The sequence below is a fragment of the Nocardia sp. NPDC051929 genome (assembly GCF_044548645.1).
Taxonomy (GTDB): Bacteria; Actinomycetota; Actinomycetes; order Mycobacteriales; family Mycobacteriaceae; genus Nocardia; species Nocardia sichangensis.
In genome coordinates this window covers 128,408-143,947 of record NZ_JBIUCG010000004.1, presented here as the reverse complement: position 1 = coordinate 143,947, position 15,540 = coordinate 128,408, and the positions used below count along the sequence as shown (strand labels likewise).

The window sequence follows — 15,540 nt, the reverse complement described above, 5'->3', positions numbered from 1 at the left end:
GTCAGCGCGGCGGGAGCAGCACGTCGTCGAGCGTGACCATGGACAGGTTGCGCTCCTTGATGATGTCGACCAGCTGTCCGTAGCAGTGGGTGACGGCGGGTGCGTTGGCGTGCCCGATGACGATCGTCTGCGGCTGGAAATACCGCCGCGCGCATTCGATCAGATACTCCTCGGTGATCACACCGGAATCGGACAGTGAGCCGTACCACATGGTGGGCACGGTGTAGCCGAGGTCGGCGGCCACCCGGTCGACCGTGGCGTTGTGCCTGCCGAACGGCGGGCGGAAGTACGGGGTGCCGTCCACCCCGAAGTTCTGGCGCAGGTAGGTCTTCGCCCGCTCCAGCTGCCCGGCAACGGCCGACGCGGACAGCTTGGTCAGATCCGGGTGATCCCAGGTGTGGTTGCCGAGCTGGATCTGCCCGGATTCGACCAAGGGCCGCAAGGCGTCCCGGTGGATCGCCCACGAGTCGTAGTAGGCGGTCACGAAGAAGGTGAACCGCGCGCCGGTGTCCTTGGCGAATCGGATGTAGGCGCCGACGACCTCGGGACTGGCTCCGTCGTCCACGGTGAGCGCCATGCTGCTGCCCGGCCCCGGCAGCGCGGTGATCGTGCCCGCCGGGATCGGCGTCTTCGGTCCGCCGGGCGGAGGCGGCAACAACGGCGGTGCGGGCGGCCGGGGCACGCCGCCCGCGGAACCGCTGTCGATCGGGTCGCCCTCGGCCACCGCGCATCCGGTCAGCGCGACCGCCGCGCCCGCTGTCAGCAACGCCAGCATGCGACGTCTGTCCACAACCTGATCCCTCTTGCTCGCTCGAACCTCCCCGCGACGAACCCTCGGGGATGGGGCCGGACGCTAACGAGCGAACTTGACGGGAACCTGAACCCGCGTGGTCTGTTGAGCAAATCACAGGGACGAGAGCACGGCGGTGAGCTACAGCGCGTCATCAGGTCGGTGGCCACCCGTCTCCCCGTCGATCAGCAGGTCGATCGCACGGGCGACAAGCCGATCGGCGACGTGCGTGCGACAGTCGCGAGGGGAACGCGTGGGCCGAGACAGCGCCGTCGGACCCGTACGGGATCAGTACCGACGGAACACGCCATCGGCGATGTGCGCGCCGACAGCCGAGCGAGCGCTTCGGCCGAAAGAGCGCCGCCGGGTGACTCCGGGATCAGTACGGCCGGAGCACGACCTCGGTGGGGTGCGCGTCGCGCGGGGTGTCGATGGCGGAACGCACCGTGTACGCCACGGTCTCGGGGGCGAGGAAGTCCTCGGCCCGGTACTCGCGCCCCTCGCCCGCGATGATCGCCCGCTGCATATCGGTGTCGATTCGGCCCGGATGGATCGAGGTCACCCGCAGCTCCGGCTCCTCCTGGCGCAGCGCGTCGCCGAAGGCGCGCAGGCCGAACTTGCTCGCCGCGTAGGAGGCCCAGCCCGCATTGGCGCGCAGCCCCGCGCCCGAGTTGATCAGCACCACGTGACCCTGGCCCGCCCGCAGCGCGGGCAGCAGCAGCCGGGTGAGTTCGGCGACCGCGATAACGTTGGCTTCCAACGTGTTTCGCCACTGTTCGACGGTGGATTCCGCGATCGTGCCGAGATCGGCGATGCCCGCGTTGTGCACCAGCACGTTCAGGCTCCGGATCGGCTCGACCGCCGCGGCGACGGCGGCGTAGTCGGTCAACTCGACCGGCCAGCCCCGCGCGTCGGGCAACTCCGTCAGGATGCCGCGCAGCGATTCCGCCGACCGGGCGCCGAGCAGCAGGTCGTGGGTCGGCGCGAGCTCCCTGGCGATCGCGGCGCCGAGGCCGCGACTGGCGCCGGTGATCAACGCGGTCCGTTTCGTGGTCGCGGTGGAAGTCATGGGCCCCACCGTAACCGGCTGGGTGAAGAAGGCGTAAAAACCCGTAGCACTGGACGAACGACTAGCGATGCAGGCTGGTTCGGGGCGAGAATCTCGAGCAGCGAATCACGGACGGGGCATGCGAAAGTGAGAACCGCCGAACACGAAGCGGCCACAGGCCGATCTGATGGAGACGAAACGAACACCGCTGAGCGGGCATATCTGCGGGTGACATCGCAGAATAGGGGGATGGCACATCCGGGCTTCACCCCCACTCAGCTCGCGGCCCGCGCTGCCTACCTGCTGCGCGGCAACGACCTGGGCACGATGACCAGCGCGGCGCCCCGGTTGTACCCGCACATGTGGAGCTGGGACGCGGCGTTCGTCGCGGTCGGGCTCGCGCCGCTGAGCGTGGAGCGGGCCGTGGTCGAGCTGGACACCCTGCTGTCCGCGCAGTGGAAGAACGGCATGATCCCGCACATCGTCTTCGCAAACGGCGTGGACGGTTACTTCCCCGGCCCGGCCCGCTGGGAGTGCCGCAAGCTGGCGGCCAACGCGCCCGACGGCCCGGACACCTCGGGGATCACCCAGCCGCCCGTGCACGCCATCGCGGTGCAGCGGATCCTGGATCATTCCCGCAGGCACGGCCGCAGCACCAGGTCCGTGGCCGAGGAGTTCCTCAACCGGCGCTGGCCGGATCTGGTGCGCTGGCACCGCTGGCTGGCGCATGCCCGCGACCCCAAGGAGACCGGCCGCATCACGCTGTATCACGGCTGGGAGTCCGGGATGGACAACTCGCCGCGCTGGGATCGCGCTTACGAGCACGTGGTTCCCGGCGATCTGCCGCCCTATCGCCGTGAGGACGTGCTGGTGGTCTCCGATCCGACCCAGCGCCCCACCGACCGCGAGTACGACCGCTATCTGTGGCTGGTCGAGCAGATGCGCCGAGCGGGTTATGACGACTATCAGCTCGCCTCGACCATGAGCTTCGCCGTCGAGGACGTGTTCGTCACCGGAATCTTCGCGCTGGCCTGCGAGGTGCTGGCCAATATCGGCGAGGAGTACAAGCAACCCCACGCCGACGTGCGCGATCTCTACGCGTGGGCCGACCGGTTCCGCGCGGGCGTCGTCGCGACGGCCGACGCCCGCACCGGCGCGGCCCGCGATTTCGACGTGCGGTTGCAGCGGTGGATCAACACCGAGACGCTCTCGATGTTCGCGCCGCTGCTGTGCGGCGGCCTCCCCCGCGACACCGAGCGTGCTCTGCTGCGCCTGTTCGAGGGCCCGCGCTTCTGCGGCCATCCGGATCTGCGTTACGCGCTGCCGCCATCGACCTCGCCGGTGTCCAAGGACTTCCGTTCCCGCGAGTATTGGCGCGGGCCGGTGTGGCCGGTGATGAGCTGGCTGTTCTCCTGGGTCTTCGCTCGGCGCGGCTGGGCCGAGCGGTCGTTCATGCTGCGCGCCGAGGGCTTGCGCCAGGCCAGCGACGGCAGCTTCGCCGAGTACTACGAGCCGTTCACCGGCGAACCGCTCGGCAGCATGCAGCAGTCGTGGACGGCGGCGTCTGTACTGGATTGGATGGGGTGAAAGTTCAGAACAGTTCTGACACCCCAGTGGTCACACTGGTAACGGCCAGAGCGAATGGCTATCGTCCTGCGGCATGGACATCTGGAGGTCGACCACTCGCCGCGGCGCGGCGCTGTCACTGATCACGCTGTCCGGCATTCTCGTCGCCACGCTACCCGCGACCGCCGCGCCGACCGGTCCGGACGTCTCCTCGTGGCAGCACACCGACGCGACCGTGATCGACTGGTTCGCGGTCAAACGCTCCGGCCACGACTTCGCCATGGTCAAGGCCACCGAGGGGCTGAGCTACGTCAACCCGTACTTCGTGCCCGACAGCCTGCTGATGCGCGCGGCCGGAATGGCTCGGGGCACCTACCACTACGCCCGGCCCAACCTGCCCCCCGAACCGCAGGCCGCGCTCTACGCGGCGGTGGCGCTGGGACAGAACGGGCCGCTCGATCTGCCGCCGGTGCTGGATCTGGAGAACACCGGCGGTCTCGGCCCCGCGGCGTTGATCGACTGGACCCGCCGCTATCTGAACACCGTGGAAATGCTCACCGGCCGCGTCCCGATCGTCTACACCTACCCCAACTTCTGGCGTACCGCGATGGCCGACACCGACGAGTTCGCCGAGTACCCGCTGTGGATCGCCGACTACCGGGGCAACCCCCAACCCGAGGTCCCCGGCGGCTGGTCCACCTGGACGTTCTGGCAGACCACCGACAGCGGCGCCATTCCGGGCATCGCGGGCCGCGTCGACCTCAACGTCTACAGCGGCGCCCAGGGCAGTTTCGCCGGTTACGCCAACATGAGCGGCACCGGCAGCGGGTAGGAGCGGAGCCGCTACCCGCCCAGTCGAGTAGCGGCTCCACTCGCGGGAAAGCCGCGGAGGGTGGCCGTGGTTGCAGGGGGCCGGGGGTGCCGCGGCTGTGGTATCAGACCCCGATGCGGCCGCCGGCCTTCTTCCAGACCGCCACCACCGAGGGGCGGGGCTGGGCCGTACCACCGTCGGGCCAGTGCGACAACGGGTTCTCCGGAGTGGCGTCGTCGGCCTCGCCGGGATGCTGCACACACACCATGACCCGCGCCTCGCTGACCACCGGACCGCAGGTCTCCGCACCGCGCGGGACGGTGAGGAATTGCTTGGTCCGGCCGCGATTCGGGCCGTCGAGCACCACGGAGAACAATCCGTCGTTCGACTTCAACGCGTTGCCGTCGGTGGCGATCCACAAGTTGCCGTACGGGTCGAAGGCCAGGTTGTCCGGGCAGGAGATCGGGCTGACCTTGGACTTGTCGTACCCGGCGAAGTAGGTGTCGGCCGCCGCGGGATCGCCGCAGACCAGCAGCAGCGACCAGGTGAACGTCGTGCCGGTGTGGTTGTCGTCGATCTCCAGGATCTGGCCGTTCTTGTTCAGCTTGCGCGGGTTCGCCTCGTCCGGACCCTGCTTGCCGTCCGCGCCGCGGTTGTCGTTGTTGGTCAGCGCCACATACACCTTGCCGGTGTAGGGGTTGGCCTCGAAGTCCTCCGGGCGGTCCATCTTGGTCGCGCCCACCTTGTCGGCGGCCAGGCGGGTGAAGACCGCCACCTCTTCCGCGCTCATGCCCTCGACCAGCGACTTGCCCTTGCCGTCCGCGCCGGTCTCCAGCAGCGGGATCCACTGGCCGGTGCCGGTGAAGCCCTTGTCGGACGGCTTGGCGCCGGTGCCGTCGATCTTGTCCGCGTGATCGCCCGCGAGCTTGGCGACATACAGCGTGCCCGCGTCCAGGATGGTCAGATTCTGCCGCATGCTCGCCGCGCCGGTGCCCGGCTGGATCTTGCGCGAGGACACGAACTTGTACATGTAGTCGAACTTCTCGTCGTCACCGGTGTAGGAGACGACGTCGCCGTTCTTGGTGACGTAGATGGTGGCGGCCTCGTGCTTCACCCGGCCCATCGCGGTGTGCTTGATCGGCGTCGAGTTCGGATCCCACGGGTCCACCTCGATGACGTACCCGAATCGGTTGGCCTCGTTGGGTTCCTGCGCCAGATCGAAACGCTTGTCCGCGCGCTCCCACAGGTTGGTGGTCTTGCCCGCGGCGAAACCGTAGCGCTTCAGCCGCGCAGCGGCGGCCGACTCGGTCACCTTGTCCGCGTTGGCGAAGTAGCCGTGGAAGTTCTCCTCGCCGGACAGCACGGTGCCCCACGGCGTCAGGCCGCCCGAACAGTTGGCGAAGGTGCCGAGCACCTTGGTGCCGGTCGGATCGGCCGAAGTCTTCACGAAGTCGCTGCCCGCGGCCGGACCGGTGAGCTTGAACTCGGTGCTCGCGGTGATCCTGCGGTTGTACTTGCCGAAGGCGGGAACGAGCTTGCCGGAACCGGCTTCGCCTTTCACCTCGACTACGGTCAAGCCGTGCGCGGCCATGGTGACCGCGATCTGCTCGTCGGTCGGCGCGTCCTTGTTGTAGCCGCGGAACATGTGCGGGCTGGTGGTGTACTCGTGATTGACCACCAGTAGGTAGCTGTTGGCTTGGCCCTCGATCGGCAGCAGGGCGGCGAAGTCGTTGTTGTAGCCGAACTGCTTGGCCTGCGCGGCGGCGGTCTGCTTGTCGAAGTCGAAGGCGGGCGCGTCCGGGAACAGCGGGTCGCCCCAGCGGATCACGACGGACTGCTCGTAGCCGTCCGGGATCACCACGGCGTCTTCCTTGTTCGGCGCGACGGCGGCGAAGTCGGTGCCGGTTCCGGGCGGGCCCGCGGGCGAGGTGGAGCCCACTGTGGTCGGCTCGCTGTCGTCGCCGCAGGCCGCGAGGACGCTGCCCGCACCCACCGCGAGCACGGCGGCCGCACCGCCCTTGATCAGTCCGCGCCGGTTCATGGAGCTGACGATGTCACCGAAGTAGGCGCCCGAGGAGGTGTTCGGCGCCTCGTGGAAGCACGCGTTCGCGCACTTGTACTCACATGTCACGGCAGCGCGCGACGACTGTCCGTCGTGCTTCACGAAAAGGGCGAGTGGCTGAAGACTCACGGTGACTCCTGGGTTTGGCCGATGGCCGCACGGTAAACCATCCGGACAATCCGGAAGGGACGGCAAAGTGAACAACCGCCCAATTAGGTAACCCTCAAATTGCCGGGCCGCCAGAGCTGGGAACAAACGAATGCCGCGTCGATTCGATGATCTCGAATCGACGCGGCATGGGTGTCGAAAGGCGGCTTCGTCCGGCTCACCCATCAGGCGTTCACCGGAAGGGCGATGACGACCTCGCTTTCGTTCTCGGGAAGGTAGTGCGCCCGCAGTACCCGGCCCACCTGCACGTGGCCGACGCTGGCCGGTGCGAGGAACTTCGTCACGCGGGTCGCGAAGCTCGAGCCATCGGGCCGGGTGACGACCAGTCCGAGTTCGACCTCGGAGTGTCCGTCGCGGATATTGCCGGTGACCGACAGCGACTGCACCACCGCCTGGGTGGCGATGCCGCGCTCGGCGATGTCGAGCTTGTGCCGCGTGGTTATGCCCTTGCGGATCAGGGACTCGTTCATCGCGTGCTGCGCGGCGGCCGCGTCGCCGGACAGGTCGACCTCGACCTTGTCGGTCCGACCGGGCAGGTAACGCACGGGCAGCACCACCCCGGCGCGCAGCAGGGCCAGTTCGGTGAGCGGCACGATCATCTTCGCGGAGGAATGGAAGATCTTGCCGTCCGAGCCTTCCACGCTGAACTCGACGTGGACCTGCGGCTGGTCGTTGACGGTCACGCCGGTCTGCCGCACCGATCGGACGGTGCCGAGGCCGGTGAGCCCGTCGCGGAACTCCGCGCTGTTGCGTCCGGTCAGCGCGCTCAGGATGCCTTCGCCGGTGAACGCGAACACGATGGGGATCAGGGTGAGCGCGATGATCGGCAGCGCCATTTCGACGCCGAGCCAACCCATTCCGGCGGGCTCCCATTCGCTGGTGGGGACGTAGGTGACGGCGTGGTAGACGTAGTAGCCGATCGCGGCGGCGCCGAGGGCGAGGGCGGTCGAACGGATCTTCTTCATGGCGCTTCCTTTGTGAGAGTCGAGATTTCACCGCGCCCCGTCATCCCGGTAGGTCGCCAGGATGACGGGGGCGGATCGGAGGGCATGCGGCGATCAGGCGCCGACGATGGACGAGCAGGCGAAGGTGATGTCGAACTTCGACGTCTTCGGCCCGGCCAGTGGGTTGGTCAAGTCGGGGGCGCCCACGCCCTCGCCGGTGACCTTGAAGGTGTTGCCGTCCTTGACGACCTTGGCGGAGCCGCCCGGCATGCCGTTGCCGAAGCCGACCGCGTAGGGCAGACCGTTGTCGCCGCCCTTGCTGCCCGCGATCGCGACCGCCTGCACGGTGTTCGCGTCGGTGATGGTCGCGCTCACCGAGAGGTTGCCGTAGGCGGAGTTCGCGATGTCGGTCAGCGCGAGCGCCAGGGTGCCGCCCTGCTTGGCGCAGGTGGTGTCGAACTTCGCGTCGAAGGCCTTGCCGTCGACCGAAGCGACCGACTTGCCCGCCGGGGCCGCAGGCTGCGCCGAGGAGGGCGCGGCGGGCGAGCTGCCCTTGCTGTCACCGCATCCGGTGAGCACGCCGACTGCGGCGGCAGCGGCGATGGCGGCGGCGGCGATGCGGAGCGAAGTGGTGTTCATGGTCTGTGTCCTTGTCGTTCGAGGGGCGGCGCCCCTGGTTCGGTTCCTCCGGCCTCCTGTCGGGCCGTTGAGAAAAAGGTAGGAACGATTCGCGCCCTACCGATCCCAGGTTTTCGGCGTTTACGCAGGTAGAGGACGTGCGACTACCCGCTGCTGATCACGAAGCGACGTGGAGTCACGCACGAAACACTTCGGAGTACCGACGGTCGGCATCCTCGACTTGCCCTGTCGGACCTAGCCGTGCGTCGTGAAAGAGTGGTGTCCATTCGATGCAGTCGGGTTCTGCGATTACCCGATTGGGCGGCTGGTAGGAATCTGAAGCGAGGAGCGGCTTGGTGGAAGCGACATTCGATGTGGCCGGGCAGGTGGGGCACCACTATCGCGTCGATGACTATTACGAGGTGGGTCGGGAGAAGATCCGCGAGTACGCGCGAGCCGTGCAGGACTTCCATCCCGCGCACTGGAGCGAGGACGCTGCCGACGAGCTCGGGTACGCGGGCCTGGTCGCGCCGACCACATTCATCTCGATCGCCGCGATGCTCGCCAACCGCAAGCTTTTCGAGAGTGTCATCACCGGCTACGACGTGTTCGTGCAAACCGATCAGGTCTTCGAGATGCACCACCCGGTGGTGGCCGGTGACCGGCTGATCAGCGATGTCGAGCTCGCTTCGGTGCGCCGTATAGCGGGCAAGGATCTGCTCACCGTCAAGAACACCTTCACCGACCAGACAGGCCGGGTTGTGCAGGTCATGCACACGACCGTCGTCGGCATCACCGGCGAGGACGTCGACGCGGGCATCAGCGGCGCGATCGAGCGCGTGGTCATGCACGGTATCGATGTGCCCTCCCGAACCGCCACCGCAGGCCACGCAGTGGCGGACAGGCAGACGGTGACACATCCGGCTTCGGAGCCCCGCGCACACCAGTCCACGACCGCCCGGACGCGAGTCCCGCGCACCGGCATCCGTTTCGAGGACATCTCGGTCGGTGACGAGCTTCCCGCACGGATCGCGCGGCTGACGCGGGGCGACCTGGTGAACTACGCCGGCGTCGCTGGAGACGCCAACCCGATCCACTGGCACGACGACATCGCGGCGCTAGCGGGCCTTCCGGACGTGATTGCGCACGGCATGCTCACGATGGGTTTAGGGGCAGGCTTCGTTACCGACTGGCTCGGTGACCCAGGCGCGATGACCAGGTACGCGGTCCGGCTCTCGAACTACACGATCGTGGAAGCCGCCTCTGCCGGAAGTGTCGAGTTCACCGGGCGCGTGAAGTCGCTAGACCCCGACACCAGGACCGCCGTCATCGTCATCGTCGCCAAATCCGCAGGGCGCAAGATCTTCGGCCTCGCGACCGCGGATGTGCGCCTCGCATAGTCGCGCAAGCTTCGACCGCTTGGCCATACACGGCTGAACCGGCCGCATGCCCTTCCAGATTGCCAGCCACCTGATAGCGGGAAACACCGCCACATAGCGCCGTGAATCTCAACGAAAACGGCCCGGTCCCTGTCCGTTCCAGGACAGCGGACCGGGCCGCAGTTGTGCTACTGCTACGGCCGATCGAACTCGCTGTCGTTCACGCCAGCGGTGAACGCGTCCCATTCGCCGGGTGCGAACACCAGTGCGGGGCCGGTCGGATTCTTCGAGTCACGGACGCCGACCATGCCGCTTTCGAGATGCGCGACCTCGACACAGTCTTTTGACCCGCTACGGGTGCTCTTGAACCACACCGCGCCGGACAGATCAACGTTCACCGGTCATACTCCTTTGCAACCTGAAGGACGAGATTTCGGCTAGTAGCCTCGTCCAGTGCCAGGCGGTCCAGCTCGGCCGAGGCTTGACGGTACTGCCGCACCTCGTCTGATTTCTCAAGGTACAGGTCGCCGAGGAAGCCTTGGATATAGACCACCGGCGGCACGGTCAGGTCTGCGGTGGAGTGACGCGGGAACTCCAGCAAAACGAATGGGCCCACCAGGAGCGCGCGGTGGATGCCAGCCGATGCCGGCACGACACGTATCGAGATGTTCGGCAGCTGGCCGACCTCGGCGAGGTGCTGAAGCTGGGTATTCATGACCGAGGCGCTTCCGGCCGTGCGTCGGAGAGCGGACTCGTCAACGAACATATCGGCAGCGAGTGGGTTCTTGTCGGCGGTGAGACGCGATCGGCGTTTCATGCCGACCTGCAACATCCGTTCGATATCCTCGGCGGGCTTGTTAGGGAACTCCGCCCAGATCAGCGCTCGCCGGTAGTCCTCGGTTTGAAGCAGGCCAGACAAGAACGTCGTCTGGTAGGACGTGATCCGGTTGGCGGCGTCTTCGAGCCCGACGAACAGGTTGAAGTCTTTGGGGATCGTGTCATCGGTGAATGCCTGCCACCAACCTTTCGCGCCTTTGGTTTCCTTGACCAGTTCCAGGACGACCTGGGTTTCCTTATCGGTGGCCTTGTAGAGCTGACACAGTCGCTCGATCAGGACCGGATTGAATCGGACGGGTTGTCCGGTCTCCATCTTCCAGATCGTCGACCGAGCCGAGGCGATCGCGGTTGCTGCGGCCTCTCTGGTGATGTCGGCGCGCTCGCGCAGCGTCTCCAGCTGCATGCCCAGCATCCGCCGGGCGATCGTGGAATCTGTTGCCATCTCTACCTCCCGGAGTGCGTTGCAACTCGAACAAGGATGCAGCAACAACTAAAACAGCGCCAGATTTTTGGAAACGTTTGCGATGAAACAGTCGCGACGACACGGGTTTTGGTTGTCTCCTTGTAGTGCGCCCGGCGGCGTGAGCAGGCGGCGGCGATCTTCCGCTCACGTTCCCGACACCGGTTCACCGCCCAGCATGGGTGTCCGGGCCGGGCGCACCTAACCCGCCAGTCGATGTGAGCTGAGGCCTACCGATGGACGAAGGAGAGTTCGGGGACACACCGCGTTCCCGCTGCATGTTCTACCGAAGGAGTTGCGGTTTCAACGCCGTGATCGACCCACCGGAACTCGGCCGGATCGTGATGCGCGCCGGATCGGTGTGGGCGGTGACGATGCCGAGCAGGTTGGGCCGAGCGGTGAAAGCGCACATGCAGAGCAGAGGCGTCGCGCTCGGACCTATTGTCGGACACCCGCGTTCGGGTCGCTGGACGTTCCTCATCAGTCCCGACATCGAAGACGACGACGTGAAACTGTTCGCTGAGATGTTCCGCAGGGACGTGAGCATCGCGCGAGAGGGAGCCGTTATCGCACTCCCCTCCCCTAGCCCGAACGGCTCCATCCGGCAATGGATTGTCCCGGCTCGGAACGCCTTCCTACCGTCCGGCCTTGCTGTCGTCGATGCCGTGCGGGCATGGTCCGACGTGGGGTCGCAGACTGCTACGGCTCCGCGCTATGGCCGGTAACACGATGATGCCCGCGCTCATCGCCTTCGGCGTCGTCTCGTGGCTCGCGATCTGCTTCTTCGTGAGCACGGCGATCCTGGAGTACCGCGTCACCTGCGCCGAAAAGCTTTATCTGGAACTGGCCGCGAGCCGACCGCTCCCATCCGACGCCGATATCCAGCACATGTGTGACCTCACCGAGCCGCGCCGCGATCCGTGGGTGCGCGCGGAGCTGATTCCGGCGTAACGGCTGGCCCTCCATCTGAAGCGTGGCGGCCATACGCACATAACTCCGAAATTCCGTCGCGGCTCCGTGCCGCCGTTTCGCGGGAGGTGTTCGAACAGAATGGCAGCCAACGGCGATGCCGAGGCTGACCCGAGCGGACCGTGCTACGACACCAACGTCCTCGCCCGGACGCTTTCGTGGTTGGACCACAACAACCCGCACTGGCCGATGCAAAGCTACGAGGCCGCGCGCACGGCCTACCACCATCACCAAGACTGCCCACCCATGACCTGCGCCACCTACATAGCGGCGCTGTACAAACTGAGGAAATCGGAGGGTCCAGGGGGCGCGCTCCTCGGTACTTCCGAAGATCATCGTCGGCGAGTGATCATGCAAGCCGCCCACGCGGACTCTTCCGTGCGGCGCAAGCACCAACCGGCCCTCGACCACACCCGAGAGCAAGTGTCGCCGCACCCGGAGCAGCCGGACGTGCGCCTGGCGGTGGTGATCGACGGTCACCGCCTGGACTTCGCCGCCTGCCTCACATCCGCACTATGGTTCCTCCAGGAGCAGCACCGACGACAGTTCGTCGACTCCGTCGAAGTGCTTCCCGGCGACACGACCGGCCTACGGCGGTTACCGAACGAGCGCCTCTACGACGGACCATGAACGCTCAACGCCAACAGGAAGAGGTCCCGCGAGTGGCGCACGGTGGAGGGGCTTCTCGGGCTTTGCCGCGACCATGTGCCACTCGTGATCTTCCCACCATGCGAACCACATACGTCCGAGGCGGAATCAGCGAGGGGTGACGATGACCTGGTAGGGATCGTCGTAGAGAACATGGCCTGGGTCATCCGATTCCAGACGAGTCCATGCGACGCCGTGGGCGTCCAGTATCGCGAGGTAGCCGCCCACACGGGCGATGAACCGAGTGGCTGAGGACTTGAACCATGCTTCTGCCCGAGGGTGGTGGGTTCGGTCGTAGGGCGAGAGATCGAGTTGCCCGGGATCGATGAGATGTTCCTGATACCAACTATTTTCACGTCGCCGGAACGCCTCCTGCTCGACGGTGAGGAATCCTGACCACGCCAAACCGTTGACCAGGGCGAAAACGCCCGGATAGCGGCCGTGCCGGTTCGGCGACGCCGCTTGGTATCGAACGAATGATGCCTCGGCATCGCCGGTGTCGGAAGCGCACTGCACGAGTTCAGACCAGAACGGGTACTCGACAGAAGCTGGCCGTAAGGTCACCACCGGACAAGGCCGCAGTTATTGCAAAGCCAAAGTGTCGCCGTTACCGAATTCAGCTACCACACGCAGCTTTCCCCCGAGCGCACGAACATAGGCTGCCAGTGTGCCGAGCTCGGTATGTGACATGTCGCCCCGCTCGATATTGGACACCCGCGCCTGCGTAACACCCATCGCCTCGGCGATCTCACTCTGTGTGCGCGCCTGAGCCTTACGGACCTGCGCCAGCCGATAAGCTCGCTGCGCCCCTTCGATCTCTAGCTTTGCCTCGGCGACATGCGCCGGATCGATGAGTCCCTGCGCATGCACGTCATTTTTCACGTCCTTCGAACTACGTGCCATCGTCCTCACTGTCCTTCGTATCGAGCCATCGTTGATAACGCTTTTCGGCTAGCGGAATGTTGTCGATATACCACTGTTTCCACACGATTATATCCCCAGCGTTATACAACTTCTACGTTATTTCCTACTGGGCGGCCCGACCTTGGAACTACCGGGCCGACTGCGTGGCGGGAGCACCGGCACCGACCTTCTGGCGGTCGAAATAGGCGGGTCATCTGTCCTCCTCCCTCCGGGGTGATATCGCCACAGCGGAGCCTGGCCCAGGGGCACAGGGTGGTTACGAAGGCCGCCGACAAAGGTCCGCATCCCCTGAACGGCGCGGTGGCTGCTCTAGGGTTCGGAAGATGGGCGCTGTCCTGGGTGATCTGTTGCCGCTCGCGGTAGGGGTCGCGATCTCACCGATTCCGATCATCGCGGCGATCTTGATGATTCTGTCGGCCCACGCGGGCGGAGCCGGTCGCGGGTTCGCGCTCGGCTGGGTCGTGGGCATCCTCGCGGCGACAACGCTTGTGGCGCTGCTGTCCGGGTCGCTGGGTGGTTCGGCTGATCGGCAACCCTCGACGGCGGGCGCATGGGTCAAGATCGTGCTCGGGATACTGCTCCTGGCGCTGGCCGTGGCACAGTGGCGGTCGCGCACCGACACCGAGGTACCCGGGTGGATGCGCGCGGTCGACCGACTCACCGTCGCCAGGGCCACCGGGCTGGGGATCTTGTTGTCGGCCGTGAACCCGAAGAATCTGCTGCTGTGCCTGTCGGCAGGCGTGATCATCGGCTCCAGCAACACCAGCGTCGGCGGCCAGATCGTCGCCGTCGCCGTCTTCACTCTGCTCGCCGCCTCCAGCGTGCTAGCCGTGATTCTCGGCTACATCCTCGCCGCCGACCGGCTACGCAACCCGCTCGAACGCCTGCGCAATCGGCTCCAGGCCAACAGCCACCTGGTGTTGGCCATCGTGCTGCTCATCATGGGCACCGTCGTCTTCGGCAAAGGTCTGCGCGGCCTCTGACAACCTCGTGTTTCGCGATCAGGTCCCGGTGTTTGCCCAGGCCAGGCGAATGGTGTGAATTTGTTCAGGGGTGGGGTCGCCAGGTAGGTCGGCACAATATTGGGCAGCGATCAGCGTGCGGCGCAGCTTGGCGAGCATGTCGGGATAGCTGGGATGGTGTTTGGTGGTGTACCAGCGCGCCCGGCCGCGGTGCTCGGCGACGACGCCCGGTGAATGCCCGGCGAGGTGATACCAGAGGATCACCAGGGTCTGCGTGAGCATCCCGAAAGGGACGGTGCGCTCCACCGCGAGCCGGGTGCGGTTGCGGGCCTCGTCGGCGCCGGTGACATGCTTCGCGTCGAAGAATGCGACCTCCACGGACCACCTCATCGAGTACCGCTCGATGAGTTCGGCTGCCGCGGTGGTGGTGTCGGTGGTCAGCAGCGCCAGACCGGATCGGCGAGGTTCGCGCACGACCAGCACCCGCACCGGCTGGGATCGGAACGCGCCGACAAGGTCACCGGCTGTCACACGTCAGCTGCCATTCCGGTCGCTCAGACCTACCTGACTATCCTGAACCATAGTGCTCGGTAATGCCGAGCACGGTTACACCGCAGCCGTGGAAGTGAACGTTCGGCGTGTAATTGGTTATTGCATCATCTGGATGTGTGGGTGCTCATGTGACACCGGGCAGATTCGGATGATCTGGTCGTTGACGTCGGAGACACAGATCTGGGTCGGCGTGCTCGGCCCGCCTTGGTAAGCGCCCCATGAGATGTTGGCGGCTTGGTCCTCATACGGAATCCAGTGGTGGATGTCGGATCGCCACTCGCGGCTGGCGATCGTCAGTAGCGGCTCGGTCGGGGTGCCGCAGGTGGGGCAAGGATTCGGATAGGGATCTTGCATGCCCCATCTGATAAAGCCGCCGATCTTCCATCCGGGTGCGATACACAAGAAGTTGTAAGGGTGATCGTCGTCTTCGAGACCGCCGAACTCGACTCCGGGAATCTGGGCCATGGTCCACTGGTCCACTCGTTGCCGAAGCTCCCCCTCGAGCTCCCCTGAGTGCGGGTATTCGATCACTTGTTCCGGATCGATCATGCACGAATCGGGCACCAGGTCTTCCTCGTACTCCGCGGGTTCCGGAGGATCCATCAGAACGTCGGTGATCGCCGCTGCCAACCGCCAGAACAGTGCGGTCTTGGGCATACCATCGTCGTCGTGCTCGAAGGGGCACCACAACACTTGCAGCAGGTCCGCCCCCTCGGGCGGAGACAAACCGGGCACGTCACGGACGTACAACTGCGCGACCGGCACCATCGCAATCGAACCGTCGGAATCCGGTTCCAAATCG

The 15,540-nt window shown here is 66.0% G+C and carries 18 protein-coding genes; 7 read left to right on the top strand and 11 right to left on the bottom strand.

Annotated elements, in window-relative coordinates; all coding sequences use genetic code 11:
- Position 1: 1 nt before the first annotated feature.
- Complete coding sequence (locus ACIHAX_RS06720) at positions 2 to 775, bottom strand: polysaccharide deacetylase family protein (protein WP_355072079.1); 774 nt, start codon at positions 773 to 775, stop codon at positions 2 to 4.
- Positions 776 to 1,169: 394 nt separating this feature from the next.
- Complete coding sequence (locus ACIHAX_RS06715) at positions 1,170 to 1,859, bottom strand: SDR family oxidoreductase (protein WP_397276193.1); 690 nt, start codon at positions 1,857 to 1,859, stop codon at positions 1,170 to 1,172.
- Between the two features lie 228 nt (positions 1,860 to 2,087).
- Between ACIHAX_RS06715 and ACIHAX_RS06710 the strand changes: the two genes are divergently transcribed.
- On the top strand, positions 2,088 to 3,425 hold the full coding sequence (locus ACIHAX_RS06710) for an MGH1-like glycoside hydrolase domain-containing protein (RefSeq protein ID WP_355071273.1): 1,338 nt from the start codon (positions 2,088 to 2,090) through the stop codon (positions 3,423 to 3,425).
- Between the two features lie 73 nt (positions 3,426 to 3,498).
- On the top strand, positions 3,499 to 4,236 hold the full coding sequence (locus tag ACIHAX_RS06705; protein ID WP_397276190.1) for a glycoside hydrolase family 25 protein: 738 nt from the start codon (positions 3,499 to 3,501) through the stop codon (positions 4,234 to 4,236).
- 103 nt (positions 4,237 to 4,339) lie between these two features.
- On the opposite strand, the gene ACIHAX_RS06700 is transcribed toward ACIHAX_RS06705, so the two are convergent.
- From ACIHAX_RS06700 to ACIHAX_RS06690, 3 genes are all read right to left on the bottom strand, one after another.
- Positions 4,340 to 6,406 carry a PhoX family protein gene (locus ACIHAX_RS06700; protein WP_397276188.1) on the bottom strand — a complete coding sequence of 689 codons (2,067 nt, stop codon included), beginning with the start codon at positions 6,404 to 6,406 and terminating at the stop codon, positions 4,340 to 4,342.
- A gap of 203 nt (positions 6,407 to 6,609) precedes the next feature.
- The gene (locus ACIHAX_RS06695; protein WP_379249394.1) at positions 6,610 to 7,410 is read right to left on the bottom strand and encodes a hypothetical protein; all 801 of its coding nucleotides are present in this window, start codon (positions 7,408 to 7,410) and stop codon (positions 6,610 to 6,612) included.
- A 93-nt stretch (positions 7,411 to 7,503) separates the two neighbouring features.
- Entirely contained in the window at positions 7,504 to 8,028 is a 525-nt protein-coding gene (locus tag ACIHAX_RS06690) for a lipoprotein LpqH (RefSeq protein ID WP_397075207.1), read from the bottom strand.
- A 332-nt stretch (positions 8,029 to 8,360) separates the two neighbouring features.
- Between ACIHAX_RS06690 and ACIHAX_RS06685 the strand changes: the two genes are divergently transcribed.
- Positions 8,361 to 9,407, top strand: a complete 1,047-nt coding sequence (locus ACIHAX_RS06685; protein WP_364424788.1) for a fused (3R)-hydroxyacyl-ACP dehydratase subunits HadA/HadB — start codon at positions 8,361 to 8,363, stop codon at positions 9,405 to 9,407.
- A 173-nt stretch (positions 9,408 to 9,580) separates the two neighbouring features.
- On the opposite strand, the gene ACIHAX_RS06680 is transcribed toward ACIHAX_RS06685, so the two are convergent.
- Positions 9,581 to 9,784, bottom strand: a complete 204-nt coding sequence (locus ACIHAX_RS06680; protein WP_397276185.1) for a DUF397 domain-containing protein — start codon at positions 9,782 to 9,784, stop codon at positions 9,581 to 9,583.
- The gene (locus tag ACIHAX_RS06675) at positions 9,781 to 10,665 is read right to left on the bottom strand and encodes a helix-turn-helix domain-containing protein (RefSeq protein WP_397276183.1); all 885 of its coding nucleotides are present in this window, start codon (positions 10,663 to 10,665) and stop codon (positions 9,781 to 9,783) included. Before ACIHAX_RS06675 ends, ACIHAX_RS06680 begins: the two co-directional genes overlap by 4 nt.
- A 254-nt stretch (positions 10,666 to 10,919) precedes the next feature.
- Between ACIHAX_RS06675 and ACIHAX_RS06670 the strand changes: the two genes are divergently transcribed.
- From ACIHAX_RS06670 to ACIHAX_RS06660, 3 genes are all read left to right on the top strand, one after another.
- Positions 10,920 to 11,408 carry a DNA-directed RNA polymerase subunit beta gene (locus ACIHAX_RS06670; protein WP_397276181.1) on the top strand — a complete coding sequence of 163 codons (489 nt, stop codon included), beginning with the start codon at positions 10,920 to 10,922 and terminating at the stop codon, positions 11,406 to 11,408.
- A complete protein-coding gene (locus ACIHAX_RS06665; protein WP_397276179.1) occupies positions 11,398 to 11,634 on the top strand; it encodes a hypothetical protein in 237 nt (78 codons plus the stop codon). Before ACIHAX_RS06670 ends, ACIHAX_RS06665 begins: the two co-directional genes overlap by 11 nt.
- 99 nt (positions 11,635 to 11,733) lie before the next feature.
- Positions 11,734 to 12,282, top strand: a complete 549-nt coding sequence (locus ACIHAX_RS06660; protein WP_397276177.1) for a hypothetical protein — start codon at positions 11,734 to 11,736, stop codon at positions 12,280 to 12,282.
- Between the two features lie 126 nt (positions 12,283 to 12,408).
- Here the strand turns inward: ACIHAX_RS06660 and ACIHAX_RS06655 are convergent, their stop codons facing one another.
- Complete coding sequence (locus ACIHAX_RS06655; RefSeq protein WP_364424793.1) at positions 12,409 to 12,867, bottom strand: hypothetical protein; 459 nt, start codon at positions 12,865 to 12,867, stop codon at positions 12,409 to 12,411.
- A 15-nt stretch (positions 12,868 to 12,882) separates the two neighbouring features.
- The gene (locus ACIHAX_RS06650) at positions 12,883 to 13,203 is read right to left on the bottom strand and encodes a helix-turn-helix domain-containing protein (RefSeq protein ID WP_397276175.1); all 321 of its coding nucleotides are present in this window, start codon (positions 13,201 to 13,203) and stop codon (positions 12,883 to 12,885) included.
- A 344-nt stretch (positions 13,204 to 13,547) separates the two neighbouring features.
- Between ACIHAX_RS06650 and ACIHAX_RS06645 the strand changes: the two genes are divergently transcribed.
- The gene (locus tag ACIHAX_RS06645; protein ID WP_364424795.1) at positions 13,548 to 14,207 is read left to right on the top strand and encodes a GAP family protein; all 660 of its coding nucleotides are present in this window, start codon (positions 13,548 to 13,550) and stop codon (positions 14,205 to 14,207) included.
- A gap of 18 nt (positions 14,208 to 14,225) precedes the next feature.
- Here the strand turns inward: ACIHAX_RS06645 and ACIHAX_RS06640 are convergent, their stop codons facing one another.
- Together ACIHAX_RS06640 and ACIHAX_RS06635 are read right to left on the bottom strand one after the other, a co-directional pair.
- Entirely contained in the window at positions 14,226 to 14,717 is a 492-nt protein-coding gene (locus ACIHAX_RS06640) for a hypothetical protein (protein ID WP_364424796.1), read from the bottom strand.
- A 117-nt stretch (positions 14,718 to 14,834) separates the two neighbouring features.
- Entirely contained in the window at positions 14,835 to 15,536 is a 702-nt protein-coding gene (locus ACIHAX_RS06635; RefSeq protein ID WP_364424797.1) for a hypothetical protein, read from the bottom strand.
- Between the last annotated feature and the right edge of the window lie 4 nt (positions 15,537 to 15,540).